20 protein-coding genes and 2 pseudogenes are annotated in these 25,247 nt (G+C 46.3%); 15 read left to right on the forward strand and 7 right to left on the reverse strand.

What is annotated here, in order from left to right:
* Positions 1 to 28 precede the first annotated feature (28 nt).
* The gene (locus CS022_RS07100; RefSeq protein WP_129121708.1) at positions 29 to 733 is read right to left on the reverse strand and encodes a tRNA1(Val) (adenine(37)-N6)-methyltransferase; all 705 of its coding nucleotides are present in this window, start codon (positions 731 to 733) and stop codon (positions 29 to 31) included.
* A 293-nt stretch (positions 734 to 1,026) separates the two neighbouring features.
* On the opposite strand from CS022_RS07100, the pseudogene brnQ reads away from it, so the two are divergent.
* Positions 1,027 to 2,333: pseudogene (gene brnQ, locus CS022_RS07105) on the forward strand (branched-chain amino acid transport system II carrier protein).
* Positions 2,334 to 2,392: 59 nt separating this feature from the next.
* On the opposite strand, the gene fldB reads toward brnQ, so the two are convergent.
* The gene (gene fldB, locus CS022_RS07110; protein ID WP_129121709.1) at positions 2,393 to 2,911 is read right to left on the reverse strand and encodes a flavodoxin FldB; all 519 of its coding nucleotides are present in this window, start codon (positions 2,909 to 2,911) and stop codon (positions 2,393 to 2,395) included.
* A gap of 143 nt (positions 2,912 to 3,054) precedes the next feature.
* Here fldB and xerD point away from each other — a divergent pair, with 143 nt between their 5' ends.
* The 7 genes and pseudogenes from xerD to CS022_RS07145 all read left to right on the forward strand — a co-directional run bounded on the left by xerD (position 3,055) and on the right by CS022_RS07145 (position 12,769).
* Positions 3,055 to 3,951: a site-specific tyrosine recombinase XerD gene (gene xerD / locus CS022_RS07115; protein WP_129121710.1), complete on the forward strand. Its 897-nt coding sequence runs from the start codon at positions 3,055 to 3,057 to the stop codon at positions 3,949 to 3,951.
* Positions 3,952 to 4,059: 108 nt separating this feature from the next.
* Complete coding sequence (dsbC, locus tag CS022_RS07120; protein WP_129121711.1) at positions 4,060 to 4,803, forward strand: bifunctional protein-disulfide isomerase/oxidoreductase DsbC; 744 nt, start codon at positions 4,060 to 4,062, stop codon at positions 4,801 to 4,803.
* A gap of 168 nt (positions 4,804 to 4,971) precedes the next feature.
* A pseudogene (recJ, locus tag CS022_RS07125) lies at positions 4,972 to 6,698 on the forward strand (single-stranded-DNA-specific exonuclease RecJ).
* 207 nt (positions 6,699 to 6,905) lie between these two features.
* Positions 6,906 to 8,004 (forward strand): peptide chain release factor 2 gene (gene prfB / locus CS022_RS07130; RefSeq protein ID WP_129121712.1). Its coding sequence is split into 2 segments (ribosomal slippage): positions 6,906 to 6,980 and positions 6,982 to 8,004, totalling 1,098 coding nucleotides; the frame shifts between segments, so codons are not numbered across the junction.
* Positions 8,005 to 8,029: 25 nt separating this feature from the next.
* Positions 8,030 to 9,538: a lysine--tRNA ligase gene (gene lysS, locus CS022_RS07135; RefSeq protein ID WP_129121713.1), complete on the forward strand. Its 1,509-nt coding sequence runs from the start codon at positions 8,030 to 8,032 to the stop codon at positions 9,536 to 9,538.
* An 866-nt stretch (positions 9,539 to 10,404) separates the two neighbouring features.
* Positions 10,405 to 11,739 (forward strand): sigma-54-dependent transcriptional regulator, encoded by a 1,335-nt coding sequence (locus tag CS022_RS07140; RefSeq protein WP_129121714.1) that lies wholly within the window; start codon positions 10,405 to 10,407, stop codon positions 11,737 to 11,739.
* Between the two features lie 778 nt (positions 11,740 to 12,517).
* Complete coding sequence (locus CS022_RS07145) at positions 12,518 to 12,769, forward strand: hypothetical protein (protein WP_129121715.1); 252 nt, start codon at positions 12,518 to 12,520, stop codon at positions 12,767 to 12,769.
* 66 nt (positions 12,770 to 12,835) lie between these two features.
* Here CS022_RS07145 and CS022_RS07150 read toward each other — a convergent pair whose 3' ends face one another.
* Positions 12,836 to 13,870: an NADP(H)-dependent aldo-keto reductase gene (locus CS022_RS07150; RefSeq protein WP_129121716.1), complete on the reverse strand. Its 1,035-nt coding sequence runs from the start codon at positions 13,868 to 13,870 to the stop codon at positions 12,836 to 12,838.
* Positions 13,871 to 14,109: 239 nt separating this feature from the next.
* On the opposite strand from CS022_RS07150, the gene CS022_RS07155 reads away from it, so the two are divergent.
* Positions 14,110 to 14,406 carry a DUF6482 family protein gene (locus CS022_RS07155; protein ID WP_129121717.1) on the forward strand — a complete coding sequence of 99 codons (297 nt, stop codon included), beginning with the start codon at positions 14,110 to 14,112 and terminating at the stop codon, positions 14,404 to 14,406.
* Between the two features lie 70 nt (positions 14,407 to 14,476).
* Here CS022_RS07155 and mutH read toward each other — a convergent pair whose 3' ends face one another.
* On the reverse strand, positions 14,477 to 15,151 hold the full coding sequence (gene mutH / locus CS022_RS07160; protein WP_129121718.1) for a DNA mismatch repair endonuclease MutH: 675 nt from the start codon (positions 15,149 to 15,151) through the stop codon (positions 14,477 to 14,479).
* A gap of 607 nt (positions 15,152 to 15,758) precedes the next feature.
* Between mutH and rppH the strand changes: the two genes are divergently transcribed.
* Genes rppH through CS022_RS07175 form a run of 3 tightly spaced genes read left to right on the forward strand, consistent with a single transcriptional unit; the run spans position 15,759 to position 19,375 of the window.
* A complete protein-coding gene (rppH, locus tag CS022_RS07165) occupies positions 15,759 to 16,283 on the forward strand; it encodes an RNA pyrophosphohydrolase (RefSeq protein WP_129121719.1) in 525 nt (174 codons plus the stop codon).
* A 26-nt stretch (positions 16,284 to 16,309) separates the two neighbouring features.
* The gene (gene ptsP / locus CS022_RS07170; RefSeq protein WP_129121720.1) at positions 16,310 to 18,562 is read left to right on the forward strand and encodes a phosphoenolpyruvate--protein phosphotransferase; all 2,253 of its coding nucleotides are present in this window, start codon (positions 16,310 to 16,312) and stop codon (positions 18,560 to 18,562) included.
* Between the two features lie 9 nt (positions 18,563 to 18,571).
* Complete coding sequence (locus tag CS022_RS07175; protein ID WP_129121721.1) at positions 18,572 to 19,375, forward strand: sulfite exporter TauE/SafE family protein; 804 nt, start codon at positions 18,572 to 18,574, stop codon at positions 19,373 to 19,375.
* Positions 19,376 to 19,448: 73 nt separating this feature from the next.
* Here the strand turns inward: CS022_RS07175 and CS022_RS07180 are convergent, their stop codons facing one another.
* Positions 19,449 to 20,300, reverse strand: a complete 852-nt coding sequence (locus CS022_RS07180; RefSeq protein ID WP_129121722.1) for a thymidylate synthase — start codon at positions 20,298 to 20,300, stop codon at positions 19,449 to 19,451.
* 174 nt (positions 20,301 to 20,474) lie between these two features.
* Complete coding sequence (locus tag CS022_RS07185; RefSeq protein WP_129121723.1) at positions 20,475 to 21,617, reverse strand: Na/Pi symporter; 1,143 nt, start codon at positions 21,615 to 21,617, stop codon at positions 20,475 to 20,477.
* Positions 21,618 to 22,036: 419 nt separating this feature from the next.
* Between CS022_RS07185 and nhaA the strand changes: the two genes are divergently transcribed.
* From nhaA to CS022_RS07200, 3 genes are all read left to right on the forward strand, one after another.
* Positions 22,037 to 23,230 (forward strand): Na+/H+ antiporter NhaA, encoded by a 1,194-nt coding sequence (gene nhaA, locus CS022_RS07190; RefSeq protein ID WP_129121724.1) that lies wholly within the window; start codon positions 22,037 to 22,039, stop codon positions 23,228 to 23,230.
* A gap of 98 nt (positions 23,231 to 23,328) precedes the next feature.
* Positions 23,329 to 24,222: a transcriptional activator NhaR gene (gene nhaR / locus CS022_RS07195; RefSeq protein WP_129121725.1), complete on the forward strand. Its 894-nt coding sequence runs from the start codon at positions 23,329 to 23,331 to the stop codon at positions 24,220 to 24,222.
* Between the two features lie 89 nt (positions 24,223 to 24,311).
* The gene (locus tag CS022_RS07200) at positions 24,312 to 24,605 is read left to right on the forward strand and encodes an ArsR/SmtB family transcription factor (RefSeq protein ID WP_129121726.1); all 294 of its coding nucleotides are present in this window, start codon (positions 24,312 to 24,314) and stop codon (positions 24,603 to 24,605) included.
* A 72-nt stretch (positions 24,606 to 24,677) separates the two neighbouring features.
* Here CS022_RS07200 and rpsT read toward each other — a convergent pair whose 3' ends face one another.
* Positions 24,678 to 24,938 (reverse strand): 30S ribosomal protein S20, encoded by a 261-nt coding sequence (gene rpsT / locus CS022_RS07205; RefSeq protein ID WP_129121727.1) that lies wholly within the window; start codon positions 24,936 to 24,938, stop codon positions 24,678 to 24,680.
* Positions 24,939 to 25,247: the final 309 nt, after the last annotated feature.

The following is a 25,247-nucleotide window of genomic DNA, read 5'->3' on the forward strand; positions in this document are numbered from 1 at the left end:
ATTATAGAGATTTCTGTGTAAAGGATCATCACATCTTAAGGTAAAAATCTCTCGTCAGGGCAATAAAAGCTTCACTGTACGCTCCCTGCTGCCGGATAACCAGTGACTGAGCATCGATTTTCTCTGGTCTGTTTTTTACTAAGGTGAACAGGTGACGGGATATAGGCTTGGCCTCGGTAGGGGCAACTTCAAGTAAACGGCTGACATGTAATCCTGAATCTTTGGCTTCTTCTATCAATGCTTTTGCTTCATAGACAGGCAAAATTAAATGTGCCTGCCCCTGAGGTGTTATCAGCATCGATAATGCGTTAAGCAGGGATTGATGTGAAAGCGTGACAGTATGTCTCGCAGTGGCACGCCGGGAATTGGTGGATGCTTCCCCGCTATTAAAGTAAGGAGGGTTGCACACAATGGTGTCAAAACGCGTAGTCGTCTGCCAGTCAGTAATGTCCTGCTGTTGAATCTGAATGCGCTGAGACCAAGGGCTTGCCGCTGCGTTTTGTTGTGCAGCGTCTACTGCAGTTGCGTCGATATCCACTGCGGTTATCGAAGTGTCGGGAAAACGCTGCGCCATCATCAAGGACAGCAGACCTGTTCCGGTGCCAATATCAAGTATCCGGCTGTTAGTTTGTGCTGTCGCCCAAGCACCGAGCATAATGCCATCGGTACTGACAGGCATACCGCAGCCAAAGTCTTCGACTACAAATTGTTTGAACTGAAAGCGTTTACCCATTTATCTCTACGCACCCTATTATTTATGTGACATTTATCTTAAAAATTAAATTATTGTTAGTTGTGGTTTTGTGCAAAATTGCAACAAATAAATCCAATTAAAAATAAAAAATCAGTTATATATTCTTTAATTATGATTTGTATTGGATATTAAAACTTAAATTTGAATGGCTGTTGTAAGTGAAACAGAATTTATTCATCATTCATAAAAATTGAGATCCAAAGTTTAAATAATCCAACATTTCGGATCCGCTCGCCAAAATTGCAAACACAACATAATAAGTAGGTTATCCATTGAAAAAAACATTTAAAGCCAGCGATGTTCTGGCATTAGGTTTTATGACCTTCGCGTTCTTCCTCGGTGCAGGCAACATCATTTTTCCTCCACAAGCCGGATTACTGGCTGGTGAACACACTTTGACTGCCATGTTCGGATTTTTGCTCACCGCTGTCGGTTTACCCCTGATAGGTATCATTGCTGTTGCCGTCGCTGGTGGCGGTTGGAGCGGTCTGACACGTGATTTACCCAAGTCGGTCGCGACAGTAATGGCAGTGCTGATCTTCATCGTTATTGGTCCGGCCTTTGCGGCACCTCGCGCCGGGCTTGTGGCTTATGAGATGGGTTTTAAGCCTTTCCTGTCTGCGCCAAGTCAATTTGAACTAACCCTGTTTTCTATCGTTTTCTTTGCCATTGCTATGGCGTTCTCACTCTCTCAGGCAAACTCATTGACACTATCGGTAAATTCTTAACACCTGCGCTGTTTGCCGCGCTGGCTGTGCTTGCCGTCGCCGTGGTAATGAACCCGCAAGGTGATATTGCTTCCGCGCAGGGCGCTTATGTTGATCAGGCATTCACGACAGGTTTCCTCGAAGGTTATAACACCATGGATACCTTTGCGGCACTGATGTTCGGTATGCTGATTGTTGACGTGATCCGCAAGAAGGGTGTGGAGTCAGAGGCCGAAACCTGCAAATACCTGATCACGGCTGGCGTAATAGCGGCTGCGGGTCTCGCATTTGTTTACATCTCACTGTTCTATCTTGGTGCGACGGCCAGTGCCGTGGCAGGTGGTGCAGCGAACGGTGGTGAAATTCTGGCGGCCTATGTGTTGTCGCTGTTTGGTCCTGCAGGTCAAATCATCCTGTCAGTTATTATCGTGCTGGCGTGTCTGACAACAGTGATTGGTATCGTTTCAGCGTGTGCGGATTACTTCAGCTCGCTGACAAAACTGACCTACAAGAAGTGGGTGGTGATCCTGTCAATTGCCTGTGCTGTGGTAGCAAATGTTGGCCTGACACAGTTAATTGCATTCTCCATTCCTGTCCTATTCGCGTTGTATCCGGTAGCCATTGCTTTGATTGCCATGACTTTCCTTCGTCGCTTTATGCCTAACCCTGAGTTAGCATTTAGGACTGTTCTGTCAGTCTCGCTGGTTTTTGCTCTTATTGACGCCGCAAAAGTAGCGGGTATGGATATGTCAGCGTTAAGCGCTTTGCCTTTGTTTGACTATGGTATGGCGTGGCTGATGCCAACGGCTGTGACTATCTTGGCAATGAAGCTATTTAAGCGCCCGTCTGTCGCGAGTGTTGCGATTTCTTGAGCCTTGAGCTTTCGCACCATGAAGTGATAAAAAAACCACCTTCGAAGGTGTTTTTTGTTTCAGAGAAGCGCTTGATACTCGAGTAACACCTGCTCGCACCAAGTAGCGATGCGTTCATCGCTGAGGTCATATTGGCTATCTTCATCAAGCGCTAGCCCTACAAAGTGTTTTTTGTCATCCGTCAGGGCTTTTGAAGCATCGAAGCTATAGCCTTCGTTCGGCCAATAGCCAATGAAATTGAGGCCTGTCGGTAGTAATTGGTCGTGCAACATACCCATGGCATCAAGGAACCATTCTGCATAGCCTTCCTGATCGCCAAGACCAAACAGAGCAGCTATTTTCCCGCTCAGTTCCAGACCGTTCAACTGATCCCAGATAGCTTCCCAATCTTCCTGCAGCTCGCCGAAATCCCACGTTGAGATACCGAGCAGCAGCAGGTCATAGTTGGCCATATCAGTGACCTGACATTCCTTGATGTTATGAATATCAACCAGATCCTCACCCAAAATGTCACGGATTTTTTCGGCTGCCATCTCTGTGTAACAGGTGGACGAACCGTAAAACAGGCCTATCTTCATTTCTCTTTCCATTTACGTTGAGTGTGCGGATTTTACCTTTCAGCGCGCGGTTCCACCAGTAATAACAGCCTTTAGATGCTTGCTTTTCCGTTTGACTGGGGTAACGTGTCTTAATTGATCGATATCCTCTAAGTGAGTAAAAAATGGAACAAAATATGGCACAGGTTGAGCGGTTTCTGGATGCCATGTGGATGGAGAGAGGTTTGTCAGAAAACACGCTGGCCTCTTACCGTAATGACTTGCAGAAGCTATGTCAGTGGATGTCGACCTCCTCGTTATCATTGACGGATATCAGTACCGAGTCGCTGCAAAGCTACCAATACTGGCTTTTTGATCAAGATTACAAACAAACCAGTCGTGCGAGGATGCTGTCTGCTATCCGCCGACTCTTTCAGTATCTGTATCGGGAAAAAATTCGTGAAGACGACCCGACAGCGGTCTTGATCAGCCCCAAGCTCCCTAAACGCCTGCCAAAAGATTTGTCCGAACAACAGGTGGATGACCTGTTAAGTGCGCCGAATGTCGAAGATCCTATTGAGCTTCGCGATAAAGCCATGATGGAGCTACTTTATGCGACTGGCTTACGTGTGACAGAGCTGGTCAGTTTGACTACAGAAAATGTCAGTCTGCGACAGGGCGTTGTTCGAGTGATCGGTAAAGGTGGCAAAGAGCGTTTGGTCCCCATGGGAGAAGCTGCTATCGATTGGGTGGAAAGTTATTTGGAAAAAAGTCGGTCTGTGCTTATTGGGGAACAGACGACCGATGTCTTTTTCCCTAGCCGCCGTGGGCGGCAGATGACACGCCAGACGTTTTGGCATCGTCTAAAGTTTTACGCCACGGTGGCAGGTATTGATAATGAGCTGTTATCTCCACATGTATTGCGCCACGCCTTTGCGACGCACCTCCTTAATCACGGTGCTGACTTACGAGTGGTACAAATGTTGTTGGGACACAGTGATCTATCAACAACACAAATCTATACCCATGTTGCAACCGAGCGACTAAAACAGTTGCATCTGGAACACCATCCTCGGGCATAATAGATGGGTTTTTACCAGCCACTAGATGGCATGCATTTGCTAGGTCTGGTTATTTGTTTCAAAGTAGCGGGCTGATGAAAGCTCTGCGCTAACTTGGATTACAGGAAAATGATGATAAAACGATTGATTGCCGCGGCGTTGCTTGCGGGCGCAGCATTAACACCAGTCGCGCATGCTGACGAGACCGGACCTAATGAGCAAGCGATTAAAAAAGTGCTTGAAAGATACCGTTTGTCTGTCGACAGCGTTGAATCCAGCCCATTGAAAGGTATCTATGAAGTTGTCACAAATGATGGGGTTGTCTATTCCAACAGTGACGGTTCGTACTTTATCTATGGCAGCCTGATACACACGACAGATACGGATTCGGTCAACCTGACTGAGCGCACTAAAGCTAAACGCAACAAGAAGTTGTTTGATGAAGCGAACGTGCAAGACGAGATGATCATCTATCCGGCTAAAAACGAGAAGTATGTTGTTACCGTCTTTACCGACACCAGCTGTGGCTATTGCTCAAAACTGCACAGCCAAATGGCGGAATATAACGACCTCGGCATTACTATCCGTTACCTTGCCTATCCACGTTCAGGCCCGCAGGCGCCTAACTTCCCGCAGATGAGTGCAATCTGGTGTGAGAAAGACAAGAAAGACGCGATGGACAAAGCGAAACGTCGTCAATTCGACAAAACCAGCAACCAGTGCGATGACCTAGTAAAACGTCATCTTGTGTTGGGTGGTGCTGTGGGCGTGACTGGTACGCCAGCACTCTTGCTGAACGATGGCACCTTGATGTCAGGTTACCTACCTCCACAGCAACTGCTGCAGATGCTGCAAAATCACGAAAATAGCTAATACCGTTTTTAGATAGTCAGCTAAAAGCCAGCCTTGTGCTGGCTTTTTCATTTTTGACGCTGTCTGAGAAAACGGTCAGCAAATTGTGCATCCTTTGATTGTGCTTTCCGAACAGGGGCGGCAGAATGAAGCCAGCAAAGCCACCGACACAGAGCCCTGCCTAAGATCATGATTGAAATAAAGCGTCGCCATGCGGCTGAAAACCCTGCATTCTCAGCAAGTATCCCGTCTATTTTACAACGTATCTACGCCAATCGTGGTGTCACCAGCGATGATGATTTAGAGCGTGGGGCCAAAGGCCTTCTGAACTTTAACCAGTTATTTGGTATGGAAAAAGCCGTGGTTCTTTTGGCTGATGCGATTGAAAAGGGCGAGCGTATCATCGTGGTCGGGGACTTTGATGCCGATGGCGCGACCAGCTCTGCCCTATCTGTTTCTGCGCTCAGAATGCTTGGGTGTTCGAATGTTGATTATCTGGTGCCAAACCGTTTTGACGACGGTTATGGACTGAGCCCAGAAGTGGTCGAGCAGGCTGCGGCAAAAGGCGCCGAAGTGATCATGACCGTTGATAATGGTGTTTCATCGATTGAAGGTGTTGCTGCAGCAAAAGCATTAGGAATGCGGGTGTTAGTCACTGACCATCACCTCCCCGGTGCGACCTTGCCGGATGCAGACGCTATGGTAAACCCCAATCTCAATGAGTGTGATTTTCCGTCAAAGTCACTTGCAGGTGTCGGCGTTGCATTTTATCTGATGCTGGCGCTAAGAGCGCACCTTCGTCAGACCAACTGGTTTGCTTCACGTCAGATCCCGGAGCCGAACCTTGCCGAATTGCTTGATCTTGTCGCACTTGGGACCGTAGCGGATGTAGTGTCACTCGATCGTAATAACCGTATTCTGGTGCATCAGGGTTTAATGCGTATTCGGGCAGGAAAATGTCGCCCGGGTATTCAGGCGCTGATTGAAGTCTCGAACCGCAATGCACAAACGCTGGTTGCCAGTGATTTTGGTTTCGCACTCGGTCCCCGTATCAACGCAGCAGGACGCCTTGACGATATGTCTTTTGGTGTCGAGTTGCTGCTCTGCCAACACTTGCCTGCTGCGCGTCAGATGGCCACTGAGTTGGATGCACTCAACCAGACCCGCAAAGAGATAGAGCAGGGGATGAAAGAGGAAGCGGTTGCCATTTGTGAGCGCCTTCAGTTTGGTGAGAAAAATGCGTTACCTTTCGGGCTCGCGCTGTTCCAACGCGAATGGCATCAGGGCGTCATCGGGATCCTTGCATCGCGGATCAAAGACAAGTTCCACCGTCCTGTGATTGCTTTTGCTGATGGCGGTGAAGGCACAATAAAAGGGTCGGCGCGTTCGATCCCTGGTTTACACATGCGTGATGCGCTGGATTTGATTGATACTCAGAACCCGGGGCTTATCATGAAGTTTGGTGGCCATGCGATGGCGGCTGGCCTAACTATCGAAGAAAAAGAGTTTAAACGTTTCTGTGATGCCTTTGACGCGGTTGTACGAAGTGAGCTTGATGAAGACGCTCTGAAAGGTGTATTGCTGTCAGACGGTGAATTACTGCCCACTGAGCTGAATCTTGATGTCGCTGAAACGCTGAGAGCGGGTGGTCCCTGGGGGCAAGGTTTCTCTGAGCCTCTGTTTGATGGCCGATTCAAAGTGCTCAATCAGCGCTTGGTAGGAGGGAAGCATTTGAAACTGATGCTTGAGCCCGCGATGGGAGGCAGATGGTTGATGCAATTGCGTTTAATATCGATTTAAAACGCTGGCCAGATCCGTCAGCCAAGCTTGTCGAGCTTGCTTATCGCCTAGATGTGAATGAGTATCGCGGTAATCGAACATTGCAACTGATGGTCGAACACGTTTCTGCGGTTTAACCTACTCCCTCTCAGTCTTTGGCTATACGCGCCAAAGTGCTCAGCGTGAAACGCGAATTGCCACCGGGATAATGCGATTTCCCGGTGGCTGGTGAAAAAAACAGCCTTTGAAGGCCATCACACTCTGTTTATTGTCCACGCAATTCGTTAAAATTCAGCGTTTGTACCGTTTCCGGTATTCCTTTCACTCTGATTTAGAAAGTGACCATGTTTGAAATCAATCCGATAAAAAACCGTCTGACGGACATTGCTGAGCGCACTAATGTCCTTCGGGGGTATCTTTGACTATGACGCCAGAAAAGAGCGTCTTGAAGAAGTAAACGCAGAACTTGAGCAACCTGATGTCTGGAACGAACCAGACCGTGCACAGGCGCTAGGTAAAGAGCGTGCTGCACTGCAAGCCGTGGTCGAGACCATCGACCAACTGGATCAGGGTGGCGAGTACGTGACTGAACTGCTGGAATTAGCAGTGGAAGAGGGCGATCAGGACACGTTCGATGAGATTGAGCCTGAACTGGCTGATCTGGAAACCAAGCTGGAGAAGCTTGAGTTCCGTCGTATGTTTGCTGGTGATCACGATTCCTCTGACTGCTACATCGACCTGCAAGCAGGCTCGGGTGGTACGGAAGCGCAAGACTGGACATCAATGATGCTTCGTATGTACTTGCGTTGGGCCGATGCCAAAGGCTTCAAGAGCGAAGTGATTGAAGTTTCTGAGGGCGATGTTGCCGGGCTGAAATCGGCGACTGTTCGCATTAGCGGCGAATACGCTTATGGTTGGCTGCGCACTGAGACTGGTGTTCACCGTCTGGTAAGAAAGTCACCGTTTGACTCAGGCGGTCGTCGTCATACCTCCTTCGCTTCTGCGTTCATCTATCCAGAAGTAGATGAAAATATCGATATTGATATCAACCCGTCGGATCTTCGCATCGATGTCTATCGTGCTTCAGGTGCGGGTGGTCAACACGTTAACACCACGGAATCAGCGGTACGTATTACTCACGTTCCGACCAATACCGTTGTGCAGTGTCAGAATGATCGAAGTCAGCATAAGAACAAAGATCAGGCGATGAAACAGCTACGTGCGAAGCTGTTCGAGCTTGAGCTTCAAAAGCAAAATGCCGAGAAGCAAGCGAACGAAGATGCTAAGTCAGACATTGGCTGGGGCAGTCAGATCCGTTCCTATGTTCTTGATGACTCAAGAATTAAAGATTTACGTACCGGGGTTGAAAACCGTAACACGCAGGTCGTGTTGGACGGCGACCTCGACCGATTCATTGAAGCCAGCCTGAAATCTGGTTTGTAATACCCATGTTTATTTAAGGTTCACTATGACTGACCAGTTACAAGACGAAAACAAGCTGATTGCGGAGCGTCGTGCCAAACTGAACCATATTCGCCAGCACTGCAAAGCGAACGGTCACCCTAACGACTTCCGTCGCGAGCACAAAGCGGCAGATCTTCAGGCTGAATTTGGTGAGAAAACCAAAGAAGAGCTGGCAGAGCTTAACTACCAGGTAAGCGTTGCTGGTCGTATCATGGCCAAGCGTGGTCCTTTCCTTTCTTTGCAAGACGTGACGGGCCGGATTCAGTCTTACGCCACCAAAGACGTGCAGAAAGTGTTGAAAGAGCAGTATCAGGGGCTGGATATCGGTGACATCATCGGAGTAAAAGGTGCGCTGCAAAAATCGGGTAAAGGCGATTTGTACGTCGACATGGATGAGTTCCAGCTGTTGACCAAAGCATTGCGTCCACTTCCTGAAAAATTCCATGGTCTTGCTGATCAGGAACAGCGCTATCGTCAGCGTTATGTTGACCTGATTGTAAACGACGACTCACGCAACGCGTTCATCGTGCGTTCTAAAGTAGTTCAGGCTATCCGCAGCTTCATGACTGAGAAAGGGTTTATGGAAGTGGAAACGCCAATGATGCAGACCATCCCCGGTGGTGCTTCAGCGCGTCCATTCATTACCCACCACAACGCGCTGGACATTGATATGTACCTTCGCATCGCGCCAGAGCTATACCTCAAGCGCCTGGTTGTCGGTGGCTTTGAACGCGTGTTTGAGATCAACCGTAACTTCCGTAACGAAGGTCTATCAACCCGCCATAACCCTGAATTCACCATGATGGAATTCTATATGGCGTACGCGGACTATCGTGACCTGATGGATTTGACGGAAGAAATGCTGAGCAGTGTTTCGAAGCAAGTACTGGGTGCATCAGTGATGCCATACGGTGAAGAGCAGGTTGATTTCGGTGGCCCATATCCGCGTCTGAGCATGCTGGATGCAATAAAAGAGTACAACTCGGGTAACGACAAGATACAGGCGCTGACATACGACTCAGTGCAGGATCGTGACCTGATGGCGGGTATCGCTGAAGACTTGGGTATCTACGTTGAGAAGTTCTGGAACTGTGGCCAGCTTCTGGAAGAGATATTTGGTGAAACGGCGGAGCCAAAGCTTATTCAGCCTACCTTCATCACTGAATATCCGGCAGATATCTCACCGCTGGCGCGTCGTAGCGATGACAACCCGTTCATCACTGACCGCTTTGAGTTCTTCGTTGGTGGCCGTGAAGTGGCAAATGGCTTCTCTGAGCTCAACGATGCTGAAGATCAAGATAACCGCTTCAAGGCACAGGTGAATGCTAAAGATGCGGGTGACGATGAGGCGATGTTCTACGATGCAGACTACATTCGTGCTCTTGAGCATGGTCTGCCGCCTACAGCAGGTCAGGGAATCGGTATTGACCGTCTGGTGATGCTTTTCACTAACACTCAGACGATTCGCGACGTGATTCTGTTCCCGGCGATGCGCCCACAAAACAATAGCTGATTGTTAAATTTAATCAGGAAAAAAGCACTGGCGTTGTCAGTGCTTTTTTTGTTTTTAGCGAGCCAAAAATTAACCTTCCTGTATCATCGAGACGCATATACTTTTCTCACTCTAAATGCAGATAAACATAATAAATACAAAAATTTCACTGCTCAGATTTAGAAGTGAATGGGTACTAAGTGTGACCATTCTCGAAGTATAGAATATTCCTTTTTCTATTATCTGTTTACAAATCTTATCCAATTGTTATCTAACTCATTAATATTATGAATAATATTATCAATTAAAATTATTGGGTTTTATTGAGAGAGTCACGGTAACACTTGAAAAATGCAGTGATATTTGATTCTAATAGTGATGTTAATTCAATGGTTTCAGTGCAATATCCATAATATTTAAGTGAAAAGGTGCAACCATACTCAGTTCTTTCATCAGGTAGCCTTTGTCTCAACACTGAGGCTTTTCAGTGATTCACATGTTTTGTATTGATGACAGGTGCTTTATATGAAAGGCAATGAAATCGTTAATAAATACACTCTGGTCTACTATTTAATAAATAAAGTTAGAAAGCTACTCACTATCTCATTTTTAAAATTTGTTTTTTGAATGGTTAGAAAAACTGACAGGAAACATAATAACGCCTGAGATAAATAGCTGAATAACAATAGACTTTACCAAAAATATTATTCGTTAAAGGCAGAAGAGTAACACCAATAATTGTTGTATTTTCTGGCGAAAATAATGATTGATTACTGGTTTGTTTCAACTATGAGACGAGACAGTTGTCGCTGATAAGTATAATGATACTCAACAATTAAACAGTGCCATTTAACGGAATAATAGAAGGTAAATAGGGTCAGACTGTTATGGGTATGCAATTTAGATCGGAATCAGTACCAAGTTCACTGGTTGTCGTAGGTGGAACCTACGAGCCCTGGTTAGCCACACTAGAGCAGGCAGGATGGCGTTGTCACCGCTGCTACGACCTACGTGCTGCACAGTCCTTACTTCAGGACATTGGACCGTGTATCGGCGTCGTCGACATTAGTCACGACGATTTCAGCCTTAATGGCGTTGCCTCTCTGGTAAACCGTAATAAGCAGGTTCGCTGGTTGGCACTCATCAGAGAAGATCAACTAAAGAACGATGCTATCTGTCAGTTTATTGTCAGCTTCTGCATCGATTATTTCACATCACCAATTCCTGATACGCAGTTTATGAGCACCATTGGTCACCAATTGGGAATGCTCAAGTTGGAAAGGCATGTCTGGCCTCAGCTTGGCGACCATAGTGATATGGGGCTGCTGGGTAAAACAACCAGTATGAAGAAACTGCGTGATCAAGTCCGCCGTGTCGCACCAACAGACGTTTCTATTCTCATTAACGGTGAGAGTGGCACAGGTAAAGAGCTGGTGGGTATGGCTATCCACAATGCTTCTACCCGTGCAAAAGGACCTTTTGTCTCTGTTAAATGCAGTGCGCTGCCAGAGAAGTTAATTCAGGCAGAACTTTTCGGTGACGAAAATACTGAAGGTAAAGTGGCACAAGCTCATCAGGGTACCTTGTTCCTCGATGAAATTGGCGACTTGCCCTTGAGTCTTCAGGCCCACCTTCTGCATTTGCTGCAAGATGGCACTGTTGAATCGCATGATGACATGTACTCGAAAGAGCTGGATGTTCGCGTCATTGCTGCAACGCACATGGATCTTGAGAAAGCCGTTGCTGAGGGGCAATTCCGTGAAGACTTGTTCTTCAGACTGAATGTATTACGAATCTCTGTGCCGTCGCTGAAAGAGCGTGGTTCAGATATTCCCGAGTTGGCTGAGCACTTCTTGTTGAAGTTTGCACGTCAGTACAACACGCAGGCGCGCACATTCTCAGAAGAAGGGAATAAAATTCTGACCAACTACAGTTGGCCGGGTAATGTGCGTGAGCTCATCAACCAAGTTAAACGTGCTGTTTTATTGGCCGATAATTTGGTGATTGAAGCTGAACACCTCGACCTACCGCGCCAAGGCGACTACAAGCAGAGCCTGCGTAAGATTCGTGAAGAATCTGAACGTGATGCATTACTCGCTGTACTCGAGAGCAATAATGGTCAAGTGTCTGCCGCAGCAAAAGAACTGGGTGTGTCTCGTGCAACCATGTATCGCTTGCTGAATAAACATAGCTTGATACCGGCACCGAGAAGCTTCCGCTAATCAATAGGCTTAAGAGATAAATCATTTAAAGGTCACCTTTCGGTGGCCTTTTTTGCATTTGATATCAGAAAAATACAGCTGATTATTTTCCATGACTAAATATTAGCTATATGAGCTGTCTAAAAAATGATACTACGATAATAATTCGGATAATTAGTAGTCATAACGGTTTGGTTTAGGTTTTTGTACCAAATTTGACCTGTTTGGCATTAAGTTGTTGAAAAGAATGTCTTATAAATGAATACTATATACGTAACTTAACTAACGGAATCATTTGCTTAAGGAGGTTTGTGATGAACACATTTAAACACACTCAATCACCGAAAAACCTCGCTGCTGGCACCTTTGTCAAGCAGGATACTAAGTAAAATATTCCGTAGTCCTAAATTGGCCGCGGAGATATACTGCGGCACTGGCTAACCCCTCTTCCTCTCAGTATCTCTCCCGGTAAAACAACGCCCTTACAGGAGAGAAACATGTACTTACTAACTTATTTAGCTTCTCAGCTCGTGCGTCTGGATTTGGAACTTGAAAACAGACGTCAGATCCGTGCCTTAAGGCCAGTTCGATATCAAATCCAAGGACTAACCGAGCATATGGCTCGAGACCTTGGTCTTGAAAAAGATGGCAGCACATACAGAACTCAAGCTTCAACCACATTTACCGCGAGACGTGAAACTTTGCGCCTTAGACGAAGGCTTAGGTTGAACCTCGTAACGTGATTCCCAGGCTTCGCGACAAAAGATGCGCGAGCCTGACGACGAGAGATCGAAAATTAATGAGAAATTCATTGTTAGTCCAGTTAGCCACTTTATTGATTATGCTGGATGTAATTTTAGAGAAAAAACAAGCAAACAAAACAGTAAGAATTCAGCACTTTCAAGGTGGAGCGCTGCCCGCTCATATCATGAGAGACATTGGTTTTGATGACGATGGTTTCTGTCATCGACCAGAGATGAATATCGGTTTTGTTGCTAAACGAAAACAGGCGAAAATTCAGCGAGCACTAATATTAAGGCATGCTGTGTAATGACGAGAATAAAAAAGCGCCGAGAGGCGCTTTTTTATTGCCTAAATTCAGCCTTGAGAGGCTAACTTAGGGACATGGGTTCGAATACTGAGTCGCGATGGCATCTATTTCAGTCAACAGTTCGTCGCTAAGTTCGAGTTCAATACTGGCGATATTCTTTTCAAGTTGCTCAAGCGTTGTTGCCCCAATAATATTACTTGCCAAAAAAGAGCGACTATTTACAAACGCCAGTGCCATCTGGGCTGGGTCCAAATCGTTTGCTTTTGCAAGTTCAACATAGGCTTCGGTGGCTTTTAATCCTTGCGGCGTAAAATAGCGTTGGAAGCGCAGCCATTTAGTGCATCGCGCGCCCTCTGGTTTGGTATTGCCCAAATATTTACCAGAGAGACTACCGAATGCCATCGGCGAGTATGCAAGTAGCTCAACGCCCTCTCTAAAGCTAATTTCGGATAGTCCAACCTCAAAACTTCGGTTTAACAGGTTGTAGGGATTTTGTATCGAGACGATGCGCGAAAGACTGTGCTTCTCCGCCAACTGTAAGTAAGACATGACGCCCCATGGCGTCTCATTAGACACGCCGATATGTCTAATTTTTCCTTCTTTGACCAGTTCCGATAGTGCATCAAGGGTATCGAGTAAGGTGACGCCTGGGTTTTCATCATGGTGTTGGTAGTTGAGAGAACCAAAGCTATTAACTTGCCTTTGCGGCCAATGAACCTGATAGAGATCGATATAGTCAGTCTGAAGTCTGTTCAGACTATCTTCCAATGCCTGACGGATGTTTCGCCTATCAAGAGACATCTCTGGACGTATGTAAGGCACACCCCGTGGGCCTGCAACCTTTGTAGCAACAACGACTTTGTCTCTTTTTCCTGATTGTTTAAGCCAGCTACCAATATAAGATTCAGTTAGCCCTTGTGTCTCTTTAGTTGGTGGAATGGCATACATTTCAGCGGTATCTATAAAGTTAACGCCTTTTTCAAAAGCAAAGTTTAGTTGCTGGTGTGCCTCAGACTCTGAGTTTTGCTGACCAAAGGTCATTGTACCGAGGCAAATCTTGCTCACTTCGAGATCTGTGTGGGGTAGCGTGTGGTATTTCATTCCTTCTCCTTGGCTATGAATATTGTGCGCAGAGCCCTGTATTACCGAAAATAGCTCATGCTTGATTGAGTTAACGGAAGAAAAAATTGGTAGTTTGTGAAGCTCTATGACCTGATTTTTGGTGCATTTCAGTCTTGAAGGTTAATTGTGTGTAGTGGTTATCATTTGAGCATTATTTACCGTAGGGAAATATCTTTCTTTACTAGTCTTTAAACATAGCGCAGGAAGGAGGTGCAAGGATGAAACTTAAGCAATTGAAATATTGGATACAGTCACACCCTGAAGATATTCCTCATTGTTACATTGTTGCCCATGCCGGAGGGGTGCAATACATGGTTGAAGTCGAGGTGAAAGGCCAACTAGAACCTCTGCGTGATGACCATGATCAGATGATGCACTTCGAGACTATTGAGCGCGTGAGTGATAGTCTCAGAAAATTGGGTATTGAGAAGGTAACGCTTCGTCTGATGGACCCTTATGACGAATTTGGGCCAGCGACACCTGCTACGAAAGAGGACATGGAAATTCGCCTCTAGCTTCATGTATTTTCTACGCTAATGCTGCATGGCGCAAACATGACACTGTGCAGTTTTTCGTTGTGCATATTTAATCCGGCACAACAAAATGTTTGTTTAGGATCCTCTGGGTAAACGCTTTGCGAAGATAAAACCCTTTTGGTTGCGCTTTAATGGGTTGCCCGTTTGCGCCATAAGCTTCTGTCAGTACTTTTCCATTCATTGCTTTTGGCCTTAGCTGCAAATATTCTCCATGCTTGGCGTTTATCTTGGACACATTGCCAAGCGTGATCATCTCCATCAGTTCTTCCCAGTCGGCTTTCAGCTGACGTTCATCTTCTTCACTGGGCTGCCAAAGTAGCGGCATACCAACCTGGCGGTCAGGGACGGGGATATCACGTTCTCCTTCTACGGGGATCCAGAGCACTTTGGACAGTTTTTGTCGAATATGACTATTTTCCCAACTTAGACCATGAACACCTGTGAGCGGGGCGACGCAGACAAAGGTTGTTTCAAGTGGTTTGCCTATGTAGCTGATTGGAATGCTTTTAAGCTCAATACCCAGATTTTCGAAGTCTTGCATTGGCTTGCTGCCTGCTGTCGCGCCCAACCAAGCTTCGAGTAACATACCAACCCAGCCTTTTTCTCGCTTGAGATCTTGCGGACAGTTTATGCTCAGCTTGGCTGCTATTTCTCCCAGCGTAAAGCCCGCGAGGTCTAATGCTCTTTGGAGAAGCTCTGACTCGGATTGGGGGGCAGGTGTCATAATTTTCTTGTTTGTCGAGTTTGGGCTAACGCTAGCAGGACAAGTAAAAAAATACCAGCCAGATTGCATTTACAGGCGATGAGATGAAAGATATCCACAGGCTGGGAGGATCAAGGGTTTGTTCTGGATCTGGTGTATGCATGATCAGTGGTTGAAATCTTTGTTTTCAGGTCATATTCGTGATGAATGTATGCGTTTCACTCAACATCGTTTATTTGTGACTAAGTTGAACGATCTTTGACCGACTTGAGTTTTGGATCTTTTTCTTTGTCGGATCTTCTCGCGTGGACTTTGAGGTTTAAATATAAATAATTGATTTTAAAGTATAAATTAAATTTATTCTCTGCTTGTATATTTGATTTTTTGCAGTTTTTAACTGACTGAAATAAGAACCAAGCCGTTTCTTCACACATCTATCCACAGAAAGCGTGAATAAATGTGCTTTAGGTCTCATGTCGCTGTTTATAACTTCCTGCGCTTGGCCTATTTATCCTCAATGTAGGGGTTAATCCCCAAAAACGCGCATCCAGTTACATTGTTTGTTTACCACTGTGGGCATTCTGTGAAAAAATTACTGTTAATAGAGATTTATGTTTGAGGTCGTCCAGTGATAGATGGCGATGGCTACCGTCCCAATGTAGGGATCGTAATATGTAACAGCCACGGTCAGGTACTCTGGGCTCGTCGATGTGGACAACATTCATGGCAATTTCCTCAAGGAGGAATTGATGAGGGTGAAACTCCGGAACAGGCGATGTTCAGGGAGTTATATGAAGAAGTCGGGCTGACGAAAAAAGATGTCAGGGTTTTAGCGACCAGTCGTCATTGGCTACGCTATAAGTTGCCAAAGCGTTTAGTTCGCTGGGATTCAAAGCCTGTTTGTATTGGGCAAAAGCAGAAGTGGTTTTTGCTCAAACTTGAGTGTGACGAGTCGAGAGTTAACATGCAATGTGGAGCTTCACCGGAGTTTGATGGCTGGCGATGGGTTAGCTATTGGTATCCTGTGAGGCAAGTGGTTTCTTTTAAGCGGGACGTATATCGCCGGGCGATGAAAGAGTTCGCGTCTATCGCTATGCCATTCAGGGAAAGAAAGGCCAGAAAGAAGCCGCGTAAAGGACATAATAAAAAGTAACCCTGTGCTGTAGAGAGAGGAAACTGATGCTGACCAAGTTGCGCGACATTGTACATAAAGTAGCGTCGTCTGGCAGTGTCAGTGAGTCACTCGAAGCTTTGGTCAGAGAAACGTGCCTGGCAATGGATACAGAATGTTGCTCTGTGTATATCGCTGACCACCAAACACAAACCTATGAACTGATGGCCAGCCAGGGGCTTGAGGCTTCGTCTGGCTCAGTTATTCTCGACTTTGGTGAGGGTCTGGTTGGCCTCGTTGGTAAGCGTGCAGAGCCCATCAACGTTGCCAACGTGAAAAAGCACCCTAGGTTCAAGCATTTTCCCGAGACCGGAGAGGATGTTTTTCACTCTTTCCTCGGTACACCAATCATTTATCGACGTGAAGTGCTGGGGATCCTCGTTGTTCAGCAAAAAGATTCCCGTCATTTCGACGAAAGCGAAGAGTCATTTCTAGTTACCCTCGCAGCGCAGCTGGCCGTTATTTTTGCACATGCTAAAGCGCAAGGCCTATGGCCTGAAAATGATGCAACGGTGTTGGGTGGTGCTGCAGCATCGCAAGGTATAGCTATAGCGCAGGCATGGTTTGATCTAAACCGACCTGAACTTGATGATGTGCTGCCGGCGTCAACATTAAATCAACCGAGAGACATTGAACGTCTTGAAGATGCCATTAATGCAGCCTGCGCCGATTTTCGTAAGTTTAGAAAGCGTCTTGACCTTGATTTAAATGCAGATGTTATTGCTATCTTCGATCTGTTTACCCACTTGTTGAATGACCCCATGTTGCGAGATGCAATCGTTGAGCGCATCAAGCAGGGAGATATGGCTGAATGGGCGCTGAAACAAGCGGTAGACAGCTTCGTTGAGCGCTTTGGTGCAATGTCAGATCCCTACTTGAAACAACGAGCATCTGATATTCGGGAGCTAGGGCAACGCCTTCTTCTTTTTTTGCAGCAGCAGGCTTCTCCCGATTGGCAACTTGATACGCCAATCATATTACTCGCACGTGAGTTGACTGCCGGTATGCTCGCGTCTATCCCAAGAAACAAGCTTGCTGGGATAGTTGCCGAGGAGGGCGCGGTTAACGCTCACGCAGCGATTCTCGCCAGAGCAATGGGCATTCCTGCTGTTATGGGGGTCGACTTTCGTCCTGCCTCCGTACATGGAAAACAAATCGTGCTCGATGGTTATCAAGGTAAGGTGTTTGTTGAGCCTTCGCCAGTCGTGCTGCAAGAGTACGAAAAGCTGCTTGAGGAAGAGGCTGAAATTGAGTTGCTCCTTGATAGCGAGTTTACTGAGAATACCCAGCTTGCTGATGGCACCAATGTCGAAATACACCTCAATGCAGGCTTGAGTGCCGATACAGGTATCGCAATCAATCATGGTGTGGATGGTGTAGGACTATACCGGACCGAAATCCCTTTCCTTATGCAGTCGAGCTTTCCCTCAGAAGATGACCAAAGCTTACTGTATCAATCTATCCTTGAGGCATATCGGGGTCAGCCGGTGGTTATGCGATCTTTAGATATCGGTGGTGACAAGCCGCTGCCATATCTGACGATTGAAGAGGATAACCCCTTCCTTGGCTGGCGTGGTATCAGGTTCACGCTCGATCATCCGGATATCTTTCTTATTCAGATAAGAGCGATGTTGAGAGCGAGTATTGGCCTGGATAATCTCGCGATTCTGCTTCCTATGGTTTCAGGCCTTAATGAGTTGCTGGATGCCAAAATCCTTATTGATCGCGCGTTCGAAGAAGTCATGGAAATGGCTGAGGCAGAGGGTAAGACCCTCAACCGTCCTCATATCGGTGTGATGGTTGAGGTACCGTCGATTTTGTATCAGCTTGATGCTGTGGCTAAACATGCAGATTTTATTTCAGTGGGAACAAATGACCTCACTCAATATTTGCTGGCAGTAGACAGGAATAATGTCCGTGTGTCGGACGTTTATGACTCTTTACATCCCTCTGTTATTGCCGCGTTGCAGAATATCCTTCAAACTTGTCAGCGCAATAAATTGCCAGTTTGTGTGTGTGGTGAGCTTGCTGGTGATCCTTTGGGAGCAATGCTGCTCGTTGGAATGGGGTATCGCCAACTTAGCATGAACACGCGAAGTGTTGCACGAATAAAGTATGTTCTCCGGCATCTCAGTGTTAAATCATTGGAGAAGCACATCAATACGATTTCAAGGCTGCCTTTGGCTTCTGAAATCCGCACTGAATCAGAAACGTTTTTAAAACTGCATAACCTGGGGGATATTCTCAGAGTCGGCAGATAGGAAGTAGTTATGCTTGATGCCACTTTGTGGATTTTTCTTACGTGTCTTGCTCTGGGATCTGTTGTCGGCCTGTTGGCTGGTTTATTAGGTATTGGGGGCGGTTTACTGGTGGTTCCCGCGTTGACTTTTTTGTTCCCATTAGTCGATATTGTCCCTGATCAGGTGATGCCCATGGCACTGGCCACTTCGCTTGCCAGTATTGTGCTTACGGCGTCCTCGTCTGCTCGCAGCCACTACAAAATGGGTAATGTAGACATCAGAGTTATTCGTACACTCCTTCCGGGTATTCTTATCGGAGGATTATTGGGTAGTGCGTTGGCTGACATGATGCCAACAGAGATTTTGCCGAAGGTTTTTGGGGGTATCGTCTTACTGTTAGCAATTCAGATGTTGATTTCTATGCGATTTAAATCGTCTGCAGCACTCCCTGATAAATTTGGCAATCTCATAGGTGGAACGGGAATAGGTGTGACGTCGAGCCTCGCGGGTATCGGTGGTGGCTCTCTGATTGTGCCATATCTCAGTTACTTTGGAGTTGAAATGAGGAGGGCAATAGGCAGTGCTTCGCTGTGCGGTGTCTTCTTGGCAATATCAGGTATGACAGGCTTTATTTTCTTTGGCTTTCATCACCATGAACCATTGCCTCCTTACAGCATTGGTTACGTTTACCTGCCAGCACTTTTAGGTATTGTATCGACGTCAGTATTAACCACTGGATATGGTGCCAGACTCGCGACGCAGCTTCCGGTAGATGCGATTAAGAAAGTCTTTGCGTTGTTTCTGATTTGTGTAGCATTTACGATGCTTATTTAGCGTGTATGTTTACAAGAATGAACAAAAGCACGCCTTGCCAGACATGCCTTTATTATTGATTTGAGTCACTGATCTACACCGAGAAGGGGTATTTGATTGGCTCATGGCTCTCGTAACCTTCAACCTCAAAGTCATCCAAGGTCACCCATGTTTCCAGATCTTCGAGCGTTTTAATGTCTGGGTTGATTTTGAATGTAGGTGGTGAAAGAGGTTCACGTTTCAGTTGTACGTCTCGCATTAGCTCCAACTGGTCTCCGTAGATGTGGGCGTTTACGATTTTGTGGTAAGCCTTTCCGGGCTTTTTGCCTGTTATTTGGGCAACAATCGCCAACAGGAAGTATACCTGAACCATGTTGAAATTAAGCCCCAACGGGACGTCACAGCTTCTCTGTGTGCTGTTCAGGTATAAGGTGTCTCCCAACAGCGAAAAGTGGTGACTGTACATACATGGACGAAGACAGGCACGCTCGAAAATACCTGGGTTATAAAATGTCAATATTTCACCACGGTTATCGATGCCTTGTGAGAGATCGTCAATAATCTGACTTAACAGGTCAATGCGACTGCCATCAGCGGTTCGCCAGCCCCGTCCAACAACACCATAAGCTTCACCAATATCATCTGTCCCCTTCCTGTGGGGGCTTGCTAACCACACCGCATTATCGTTGGCATTGGCATCCCATGTTTTTGTGCCTAGCTTTCGGAAATCTTCTGCGCTCTGGTAACCACGCAGGTAGCCAATCATTTCCGCAATGGCTGATTTCCAGAAGCTCTTCCTCGTTGTGACCAGTGGAAATTCACCGTTGGCGACATCATAGGTCAGGTCTGCATTGATAACGGTCAGGCACTTCTTTCCAGTACGCTTGTTGTCTACCCAAACGCCCTCATCAACAATACGTTGACACAAATCCAGATATTGTTTCATGGCTTCATCTTCTTTTGTTTGTTGGGTGAATTGTAACATCGCCGGGGGAGGATAGGGCGTTCAAATATTGTAATTGCGTTCTTGATGGGAAAGGAAACGGGCTAGATTACATCTACTGTTTGCTAAACAAAAAAAGCGCCCTTAAGGACGCTTTCTTTTTTCGCTATATGGTCGTTACTGAGTAAGGAACAGAACCGCTCCTGGAACAAACAGAAAGACGACAGCCATGTAGCTGACAACAGCCAGTTGTGAACGTTCAGCCAACTGACCTAACCAGTGAGCGGCTTTCAACGGAAGTTCGCGCAGTACTGGAATACCGAATATCAGCAGCGTCGCAAGAATGTTGAACGTCAGGTGAACCAATGCAATTTGCAGAGCAAAGATGGCATTTTCTCCTGTCACGGCGGTCGCTGCCAGAAGTGCAGTGATACAGGTACCGATGTTCGCGCCAAGGGTGAATGGGTACACATCACGCACTTTTAGGACGCCAGTACCGACAAGAGGAACCATTAGGCTTGTTGTTGTTGATGAGCTTTGTACCAGTACAGTCACGACTGAGCCAGAAAAGATTCCGTGAAGCGGACCACGACCGATGGCGCTCTTGAGGATTTCTTTTGCGCGACCAACCATCAGTTTCTTCATCAGTTTGCCCATGAGAGTGATGGCAGCAATGATGATGAAGATACCCAAGGCAATCATGATAATCCCGCCTGTGTTGTTTGGCAGCGCTTCAAGCGGACCTTTCACCGCACTGACAACAGGCTTTGTCAAAGGTTTGATGAAGTTGAAGCTTTTGATGCTCATGTCACTCGCGCTGGTCAGTGGCGAGACCAACCATGCAGAGATTTTGTTTAACAGACCGAATGCCATCTCCAAGGGTAAGAAGATTGCGACAGCGAAAAGATTGAAGAAGTCATGAACAGTGGCACAAGTAAAGGCGCGACGGAACTCTTCTTTACAACGCGCGTGGCCCAAGCTCACCAGAGTGTTGGTTACAGTCGTACCGATGTTGGCACCCATAACCATAGGAATTGCAGTTTCAAGGGGGAGGCCGCCAGCTACTAGACCAACAATGATCGAGGTAACGGTGCTTGATGACTGTATCAGTGCTGTTGCTGCAATACCAATCATCAGTGCAGCGACTGGATGGGATGCAAACTCAAACAGTTCTTTTGCATGCTCACCAGTTGCCCATTTAAAGCCGCTACCGACCATCGCAACAGCGACGAGCAACATGTAAAGCATAAAGGCTAGCTTGGTCCATCTAAACCAATTCTTTGATGAAGACTCACTAACCGTTGAAATCTGAGATGTCATACCTAAAGCTCCATGACAGTAATTTGTCAGAAATATGTCAATTTAAAAATCTGAAGGCATAGTATGGAGTTAATATTTCATTAATATTACAGTCTTGATTGAGTGTGACGATAATATAAATTTTAATGAATATATTATTAAAATTTGATGTGTCTGGTCTAACTTAACACTCTGATTTAACGGGGTTAAGGTGGGTTTGTTTCGTCGTTCATTTATCAGGTGAATGTCTTAGCGGTTTGAGATCAATGTCTCGTGTTAAAAGTATCGATTGGCCTTTGTCGTTGTGATTCTCCATGATTGTTACGGAACCGGATTTCGGTTTTTCCGATACGTAAGCTCCAAACAAGCGATTATTCCCTCATCGAAGTGATAGATAGACTAACGATATGACTCGCAATTCAGTTGAAGAAGGAAAAGCAATGACTGATGTTATCCGTCAGTTTATGAAAGTGGAATCAGCGGCAGGCATTGTCCTGATTGTCGCAGCACTGCTGGCAATGCTTGTAGCGAACTCACCACTTTATTCTCTCTACGATGTGACTCTGCACACCTATATTGCAGGGTTATCAGTAGAACATTGGATCAATGATGGCTTCATGGCTATTTTCTTTTTACTTATCGGTCTTGAAGTAAAAAGGGAGCTGATTGAAGGGGCCCTTAACACCAAAGAAAAAGCTATCTTTCCCGCAATCGCCGCTGTGGGCGGTATGGTTGCTCCCGCACTCATTTATCTTGTTTTCAATAGTTCTGATCCGGTTACCGTTAACGGCTGGGCAATCCCTGCTGCAACAGACATTGCGTTTGCTTTGGGGGTTATGGCTCTTCTTGGCAACCGTGTGCCCCTTGCGCTGAAAGTATTCCTGTTGGCATTAGCCATCATTGACGACTTGGGCGTTATTGTCATTATTGCCCTTTTCTACAGCAGCGACCTATCAGTCACCGCCTTGTCTGTAGCGTTTGTCGCTACCGCTGTTCTCTTTGCGCTTAATTATTTAAACGTGAGAGCGATACGTTGGTATGTTGTTGTAGGTGCCGTGCTCTGGTTCAGTGTGCTTCAATCAGGTGTTCACGCAACACTTGCGGGTGTCGTGCTCGGGTTCACTGTTCCGCTCGAGGGCAATGAGAAAGGAGACAAATCGCCACTCAAGACAATGGAGCATGCGCTTCATCCCTTTGGTGCGTTTCTTATATTGCCTATTTTTGCCTTTGCGAATGCAGGTATCTCGCTGGAAGGCTTTTCGCCGGACCGCCTGACAGGCGTATTGCCTTTAGGCATCATGCTCGGGTTGTTCATTGGCAAACCCCTTGGCATATTCACTTTCAGTTGGTTGGCGGTGAAACTGGGTATTGCTCAATTGCCAGAACGCGTTGACTTTAAACAGATATTCGCTGTTTCCATCCTCTGTGGTATTGGCTTCACCATGTCTATCTTCATCTCATCTCTGGCTTTTGTAGGTGTTGAGAGCTCATATATTACCGAATCTCGAATTGGTATTTTGATTGGCTCTACCGTATCTGCACTGGTTGGCTATTTCATACTGCGTCAAGTATTGCCAAATGATGACCAGAGTCTGGCGCAAAATGATGAAAAAGATGCGGGAATAGACTACTAGTCGTTCAACATACTTTCCTAATATTACCCTCGATACCTCGTATTGCGGCCACCGGAGGGACAGCGTAAGCTGTCCCCTCATCGGAATAAAGGCTCAGTATGTCGCATCTCAATTACAACCATCTTTATTATTTTTGGATGGTATGCAAACAAGGTTCGATCACTAAAGCCGCTGACGCGCTGTTTTTAACCCCTCAGACCGTTACCGGCCAGATCAGAACGCTAGAAGAAAGACTTGAAGGAAAACTGACGAAGCGAAACGGTCGCTATGTTGAACCCACTGAATTGGGGCAACTCGTGTTCAAGTATGCAGACCGAATGTTTGGCTTGAGTTACGAACTATTGGATATCGTTAACTACAGCCAAAGAGAGAACCTGCTATTTGAGGTCGGTGTTGCTGATGCCTTATCAAAAGAGCTAGTTAGTGCGGTTTTACTGCATGGCTCCTCTGCCGAGGATGGTGTCCACCTTCGATGCTTTGAATCAACCCACGAGCTTTTATTAGAGAAGCTCCGGCAACACAAGCTGGATATGATCCTATCTGATTGTCCCGTTGATTCCTCGCAAAATGAGGGCCTTTTCAGTGTAAAGCTCGGTGAAAGCACCATGAGCTTTTTTTGTTCACAAGGTGTGAAACTATCGTCATACCCTGAATGCCTTGAGCAAAACAAACTACTGATCCCTGGTAGCCGTTCTGCGATGGGGCGTAAGGTGAAACAATGGTTTGACACGCAAGGAATTACGCCTGATATCTTGGGTGAGTTCGATGATGCGGCCCTGATGAAAGCGTTTGGTGTAAATAGCGAGGCTATCTTTCTGGCTCCTAGCTCATATGTTGAAAAGATGAAACTGCCCAATGTTGCAGAAGTCGCAAGAGTGGAAGAGCTGAAAGAGGAATATTTCGTTATATTCGCCGAACGCATGATTAAACATCCGGCTGTTGCCCGAATTTGTGAAGCGAACCTCTCTTCTCTTTTTCAGGACCAAAGCTGAGAGTCAATAACAATAGTTGTCATGTTTTCCTTGGTTTCAGCCGCTGGTGGTTTGTCAGTGGAATATTACATCGCTTGAGTGGTAAGAAAATGGAATTAAAGAAGATGCAGGAAAATAGTCCGCAGGCAGTTACCTTGCTGAAGGCTATGGCAAATGAAAGACGTTTGATTATTTTGTGTTACTTACTTGAAGGAGAGATCTCAGTGGGCATACTCAGTGAGAAACTGGGTTTAAGTCAATCCGCTCTCTCTCAGCACCTAGCTTGGCTAAGACGAGACGAGCTTGTTGCTACGCGTAAAGAGGCACAGACTGTTTACTATTCGTTGAAAAGTCTGGAGGTCAGAGAAATGATAACCATGCTTTACCAACTCTATTGTAAATAGTGTTTTAAAAAGCACCTTTCATTACCAACAAAAAAACCGGCATAAGCCGGTTTTTTATCGAATCAATAACTCTTACAGAGCTTTGATTTGAGCAGCGAAGCTAGCTTTATGACGAGCAGCCTTGTTCTTGTGGATCAGGCCCTTAGTAGCCATGCGATCCAGAACTGGTGTTACTTCGCCAAATGCTTGAGTAGCGGCTTCTTTATCGCCTGCAGAGATTGCTGCGATAGTTTTTTTCATGTAAGTGCGCATCATTGAGCGACGGCTTGCATTGTGCTGGCGACGCTTCTCAGATTGGATTGCACGCTTCTTAGCAGACTTGATATTCGCCAAGGGTCTAACTCCCAAATCTTGTATTCGGTGACAATTTAAGGCCGAGGAATATGCCTCTTTTTACCCGTGTTGTCAATTCATTTGTGCAAATATCCGCCGCACCAAGTCGAACATGTGTCGATGTTGGCGTAAGGCGGTCATCGCGGTTAATATGGCGACGGATTCTAACAGCATTCTTTTCATGAAGTAAGCCTTTTGTTCGATAATTAACAGCTGAAGTGACGAGTGCGGCGGGGTTACGCGCGGTAAAATGCGCTGTCGGTCAAAACCATAACAATAACGACTCTTTTAAGGGGAACAGCGTGTCAA

Origin of the sequence: Veronia nyctiphanis (assembly GCF_004116385.1) — a bacterium.
GTDB classification, from domain to species: Bacteria; Pseudomonadota; Gammaproteobacteria; order Enterobacterales; family Vibrionaceae; genus Veronia; species Veronia nyctiphanis.

Excerpts from the sequence above, each read along its gene's own strand:
- CS022_RS07100 (WP_129121708.1), bottom strand. The coding sequence starts at position 733 with ATGGGTAAACGCTTTCAGTTCAAACAATTTGTAGTCGAAGACTTTGGC.
- fldB (WP_129121709.1), bottom strand. The coding sequence starts at position 2,911 with ATGAAGATAGGCCTGTTTTACGGTTCGTCCACCTGTTACACAGAGATG.
- xerD (WP_129121710.1), top strand. The coding sequence starts at position 3,055 with ATGGAACAAAATATGGCACAGGTTGAGCGGTTTCTGGATGCCATGTGG.
- dsbC (WP_129121711.1), top strand. The coding sequence starts at position 4,060 with ATGATGATAAAACGATTGATTGCCGCGGCGTTGCTTGCGGGCGCAGCA.
- lysS (WP_129121713.1), top strand. The coding sequence starts at position 8,030 with ATGACTGACCAGTTACAAGACGAAAACAAGCTGATTGCGGAGCGTCGT.
- CS022_RS07140 (WP_129121714.1), top strand. The coding sequence starts at position 10,405 with ATGGGTATGCAATTTAGATCGGAATCAGTACCAAGTTCACTGGTTGTC.
- CS022_RS07145 (WP_129121715.1), top strand. The coding sequence starts at position 12,518 with ATGAGAAATTCATTGTTAGTCCAGTTAGCCACTTTATTGATTATGCTG.
- CS022_RS07150 (WP_129121716.1), bottom strand. The coding sequence starts at position 13,870 with ATGAAATACCACACGCTACCCCACACAGATCTCGAAGTGAGCAAGATT.
- CS022_RS07155 (WP_129121717.1), top strand. The coding sequence starts at position 14,110 with ATGAAACTTAAGCAATTGAAATATTGGATACAGTCACACCCTGAAGAT.
- mutH (WP_129121718.1), bottom strand. The coding sequence starts at position 15,151 with ATGACACCTGCCCCCCAATCCGAGTCAGAGCTTCTCCAAAGAGCATTA.
- ptsP (WP_129121720.1), top strand. The coding sequence starts at position 16,310 with ATGCTGACCAAGTTGCGCGACATTGTACATAAAGTAGCGTCGTCTGGC.
- CS022_RS07175 (WP_129121721.1), top strand. The coding sequence starts at position 18,572 with ATGCTTGATGCCACTTTGTGGATTTTTCTTACGTGTCTTGCTCTGGGA.
- CS022_RS07180 (WP_129121722.1), bottom strand. The coding sequence starts at position 20,300 with ATGAAACAATATCTGGATTTGTGTCAACGTATTGTTGATGAGGGCGTT.
- CS022_RS07185 (WP_129121723.1), bottom strand. The coding sequence starts at position 21,617 with ATGACATCTCAGATTTCAACGGTTAGTGAGTCTTCATCAAAGAATTGG.
- nhaA (WP_129121724.1), top strand. The coding sequence starts at position 22,037 with ATGACTGATGTTATCCGTCAGTTTATGAAAGTGGAATCAGCGGCAGGC.
- nhaR (WP_129121725.1), top strand. The coding sequence starts at position 23,329 with ATGTCGCATCTCAATTACAACCATCTTTATTATTTTTGGATGGTATGC.
- CS022_RS07200 (WP_129121726.1), top strand. The coding sequence starts at position 24,312 with ATGGAATTAAAGAAGATGCAGGAAAATAGTCCGCAGGCAGTTACCTTG.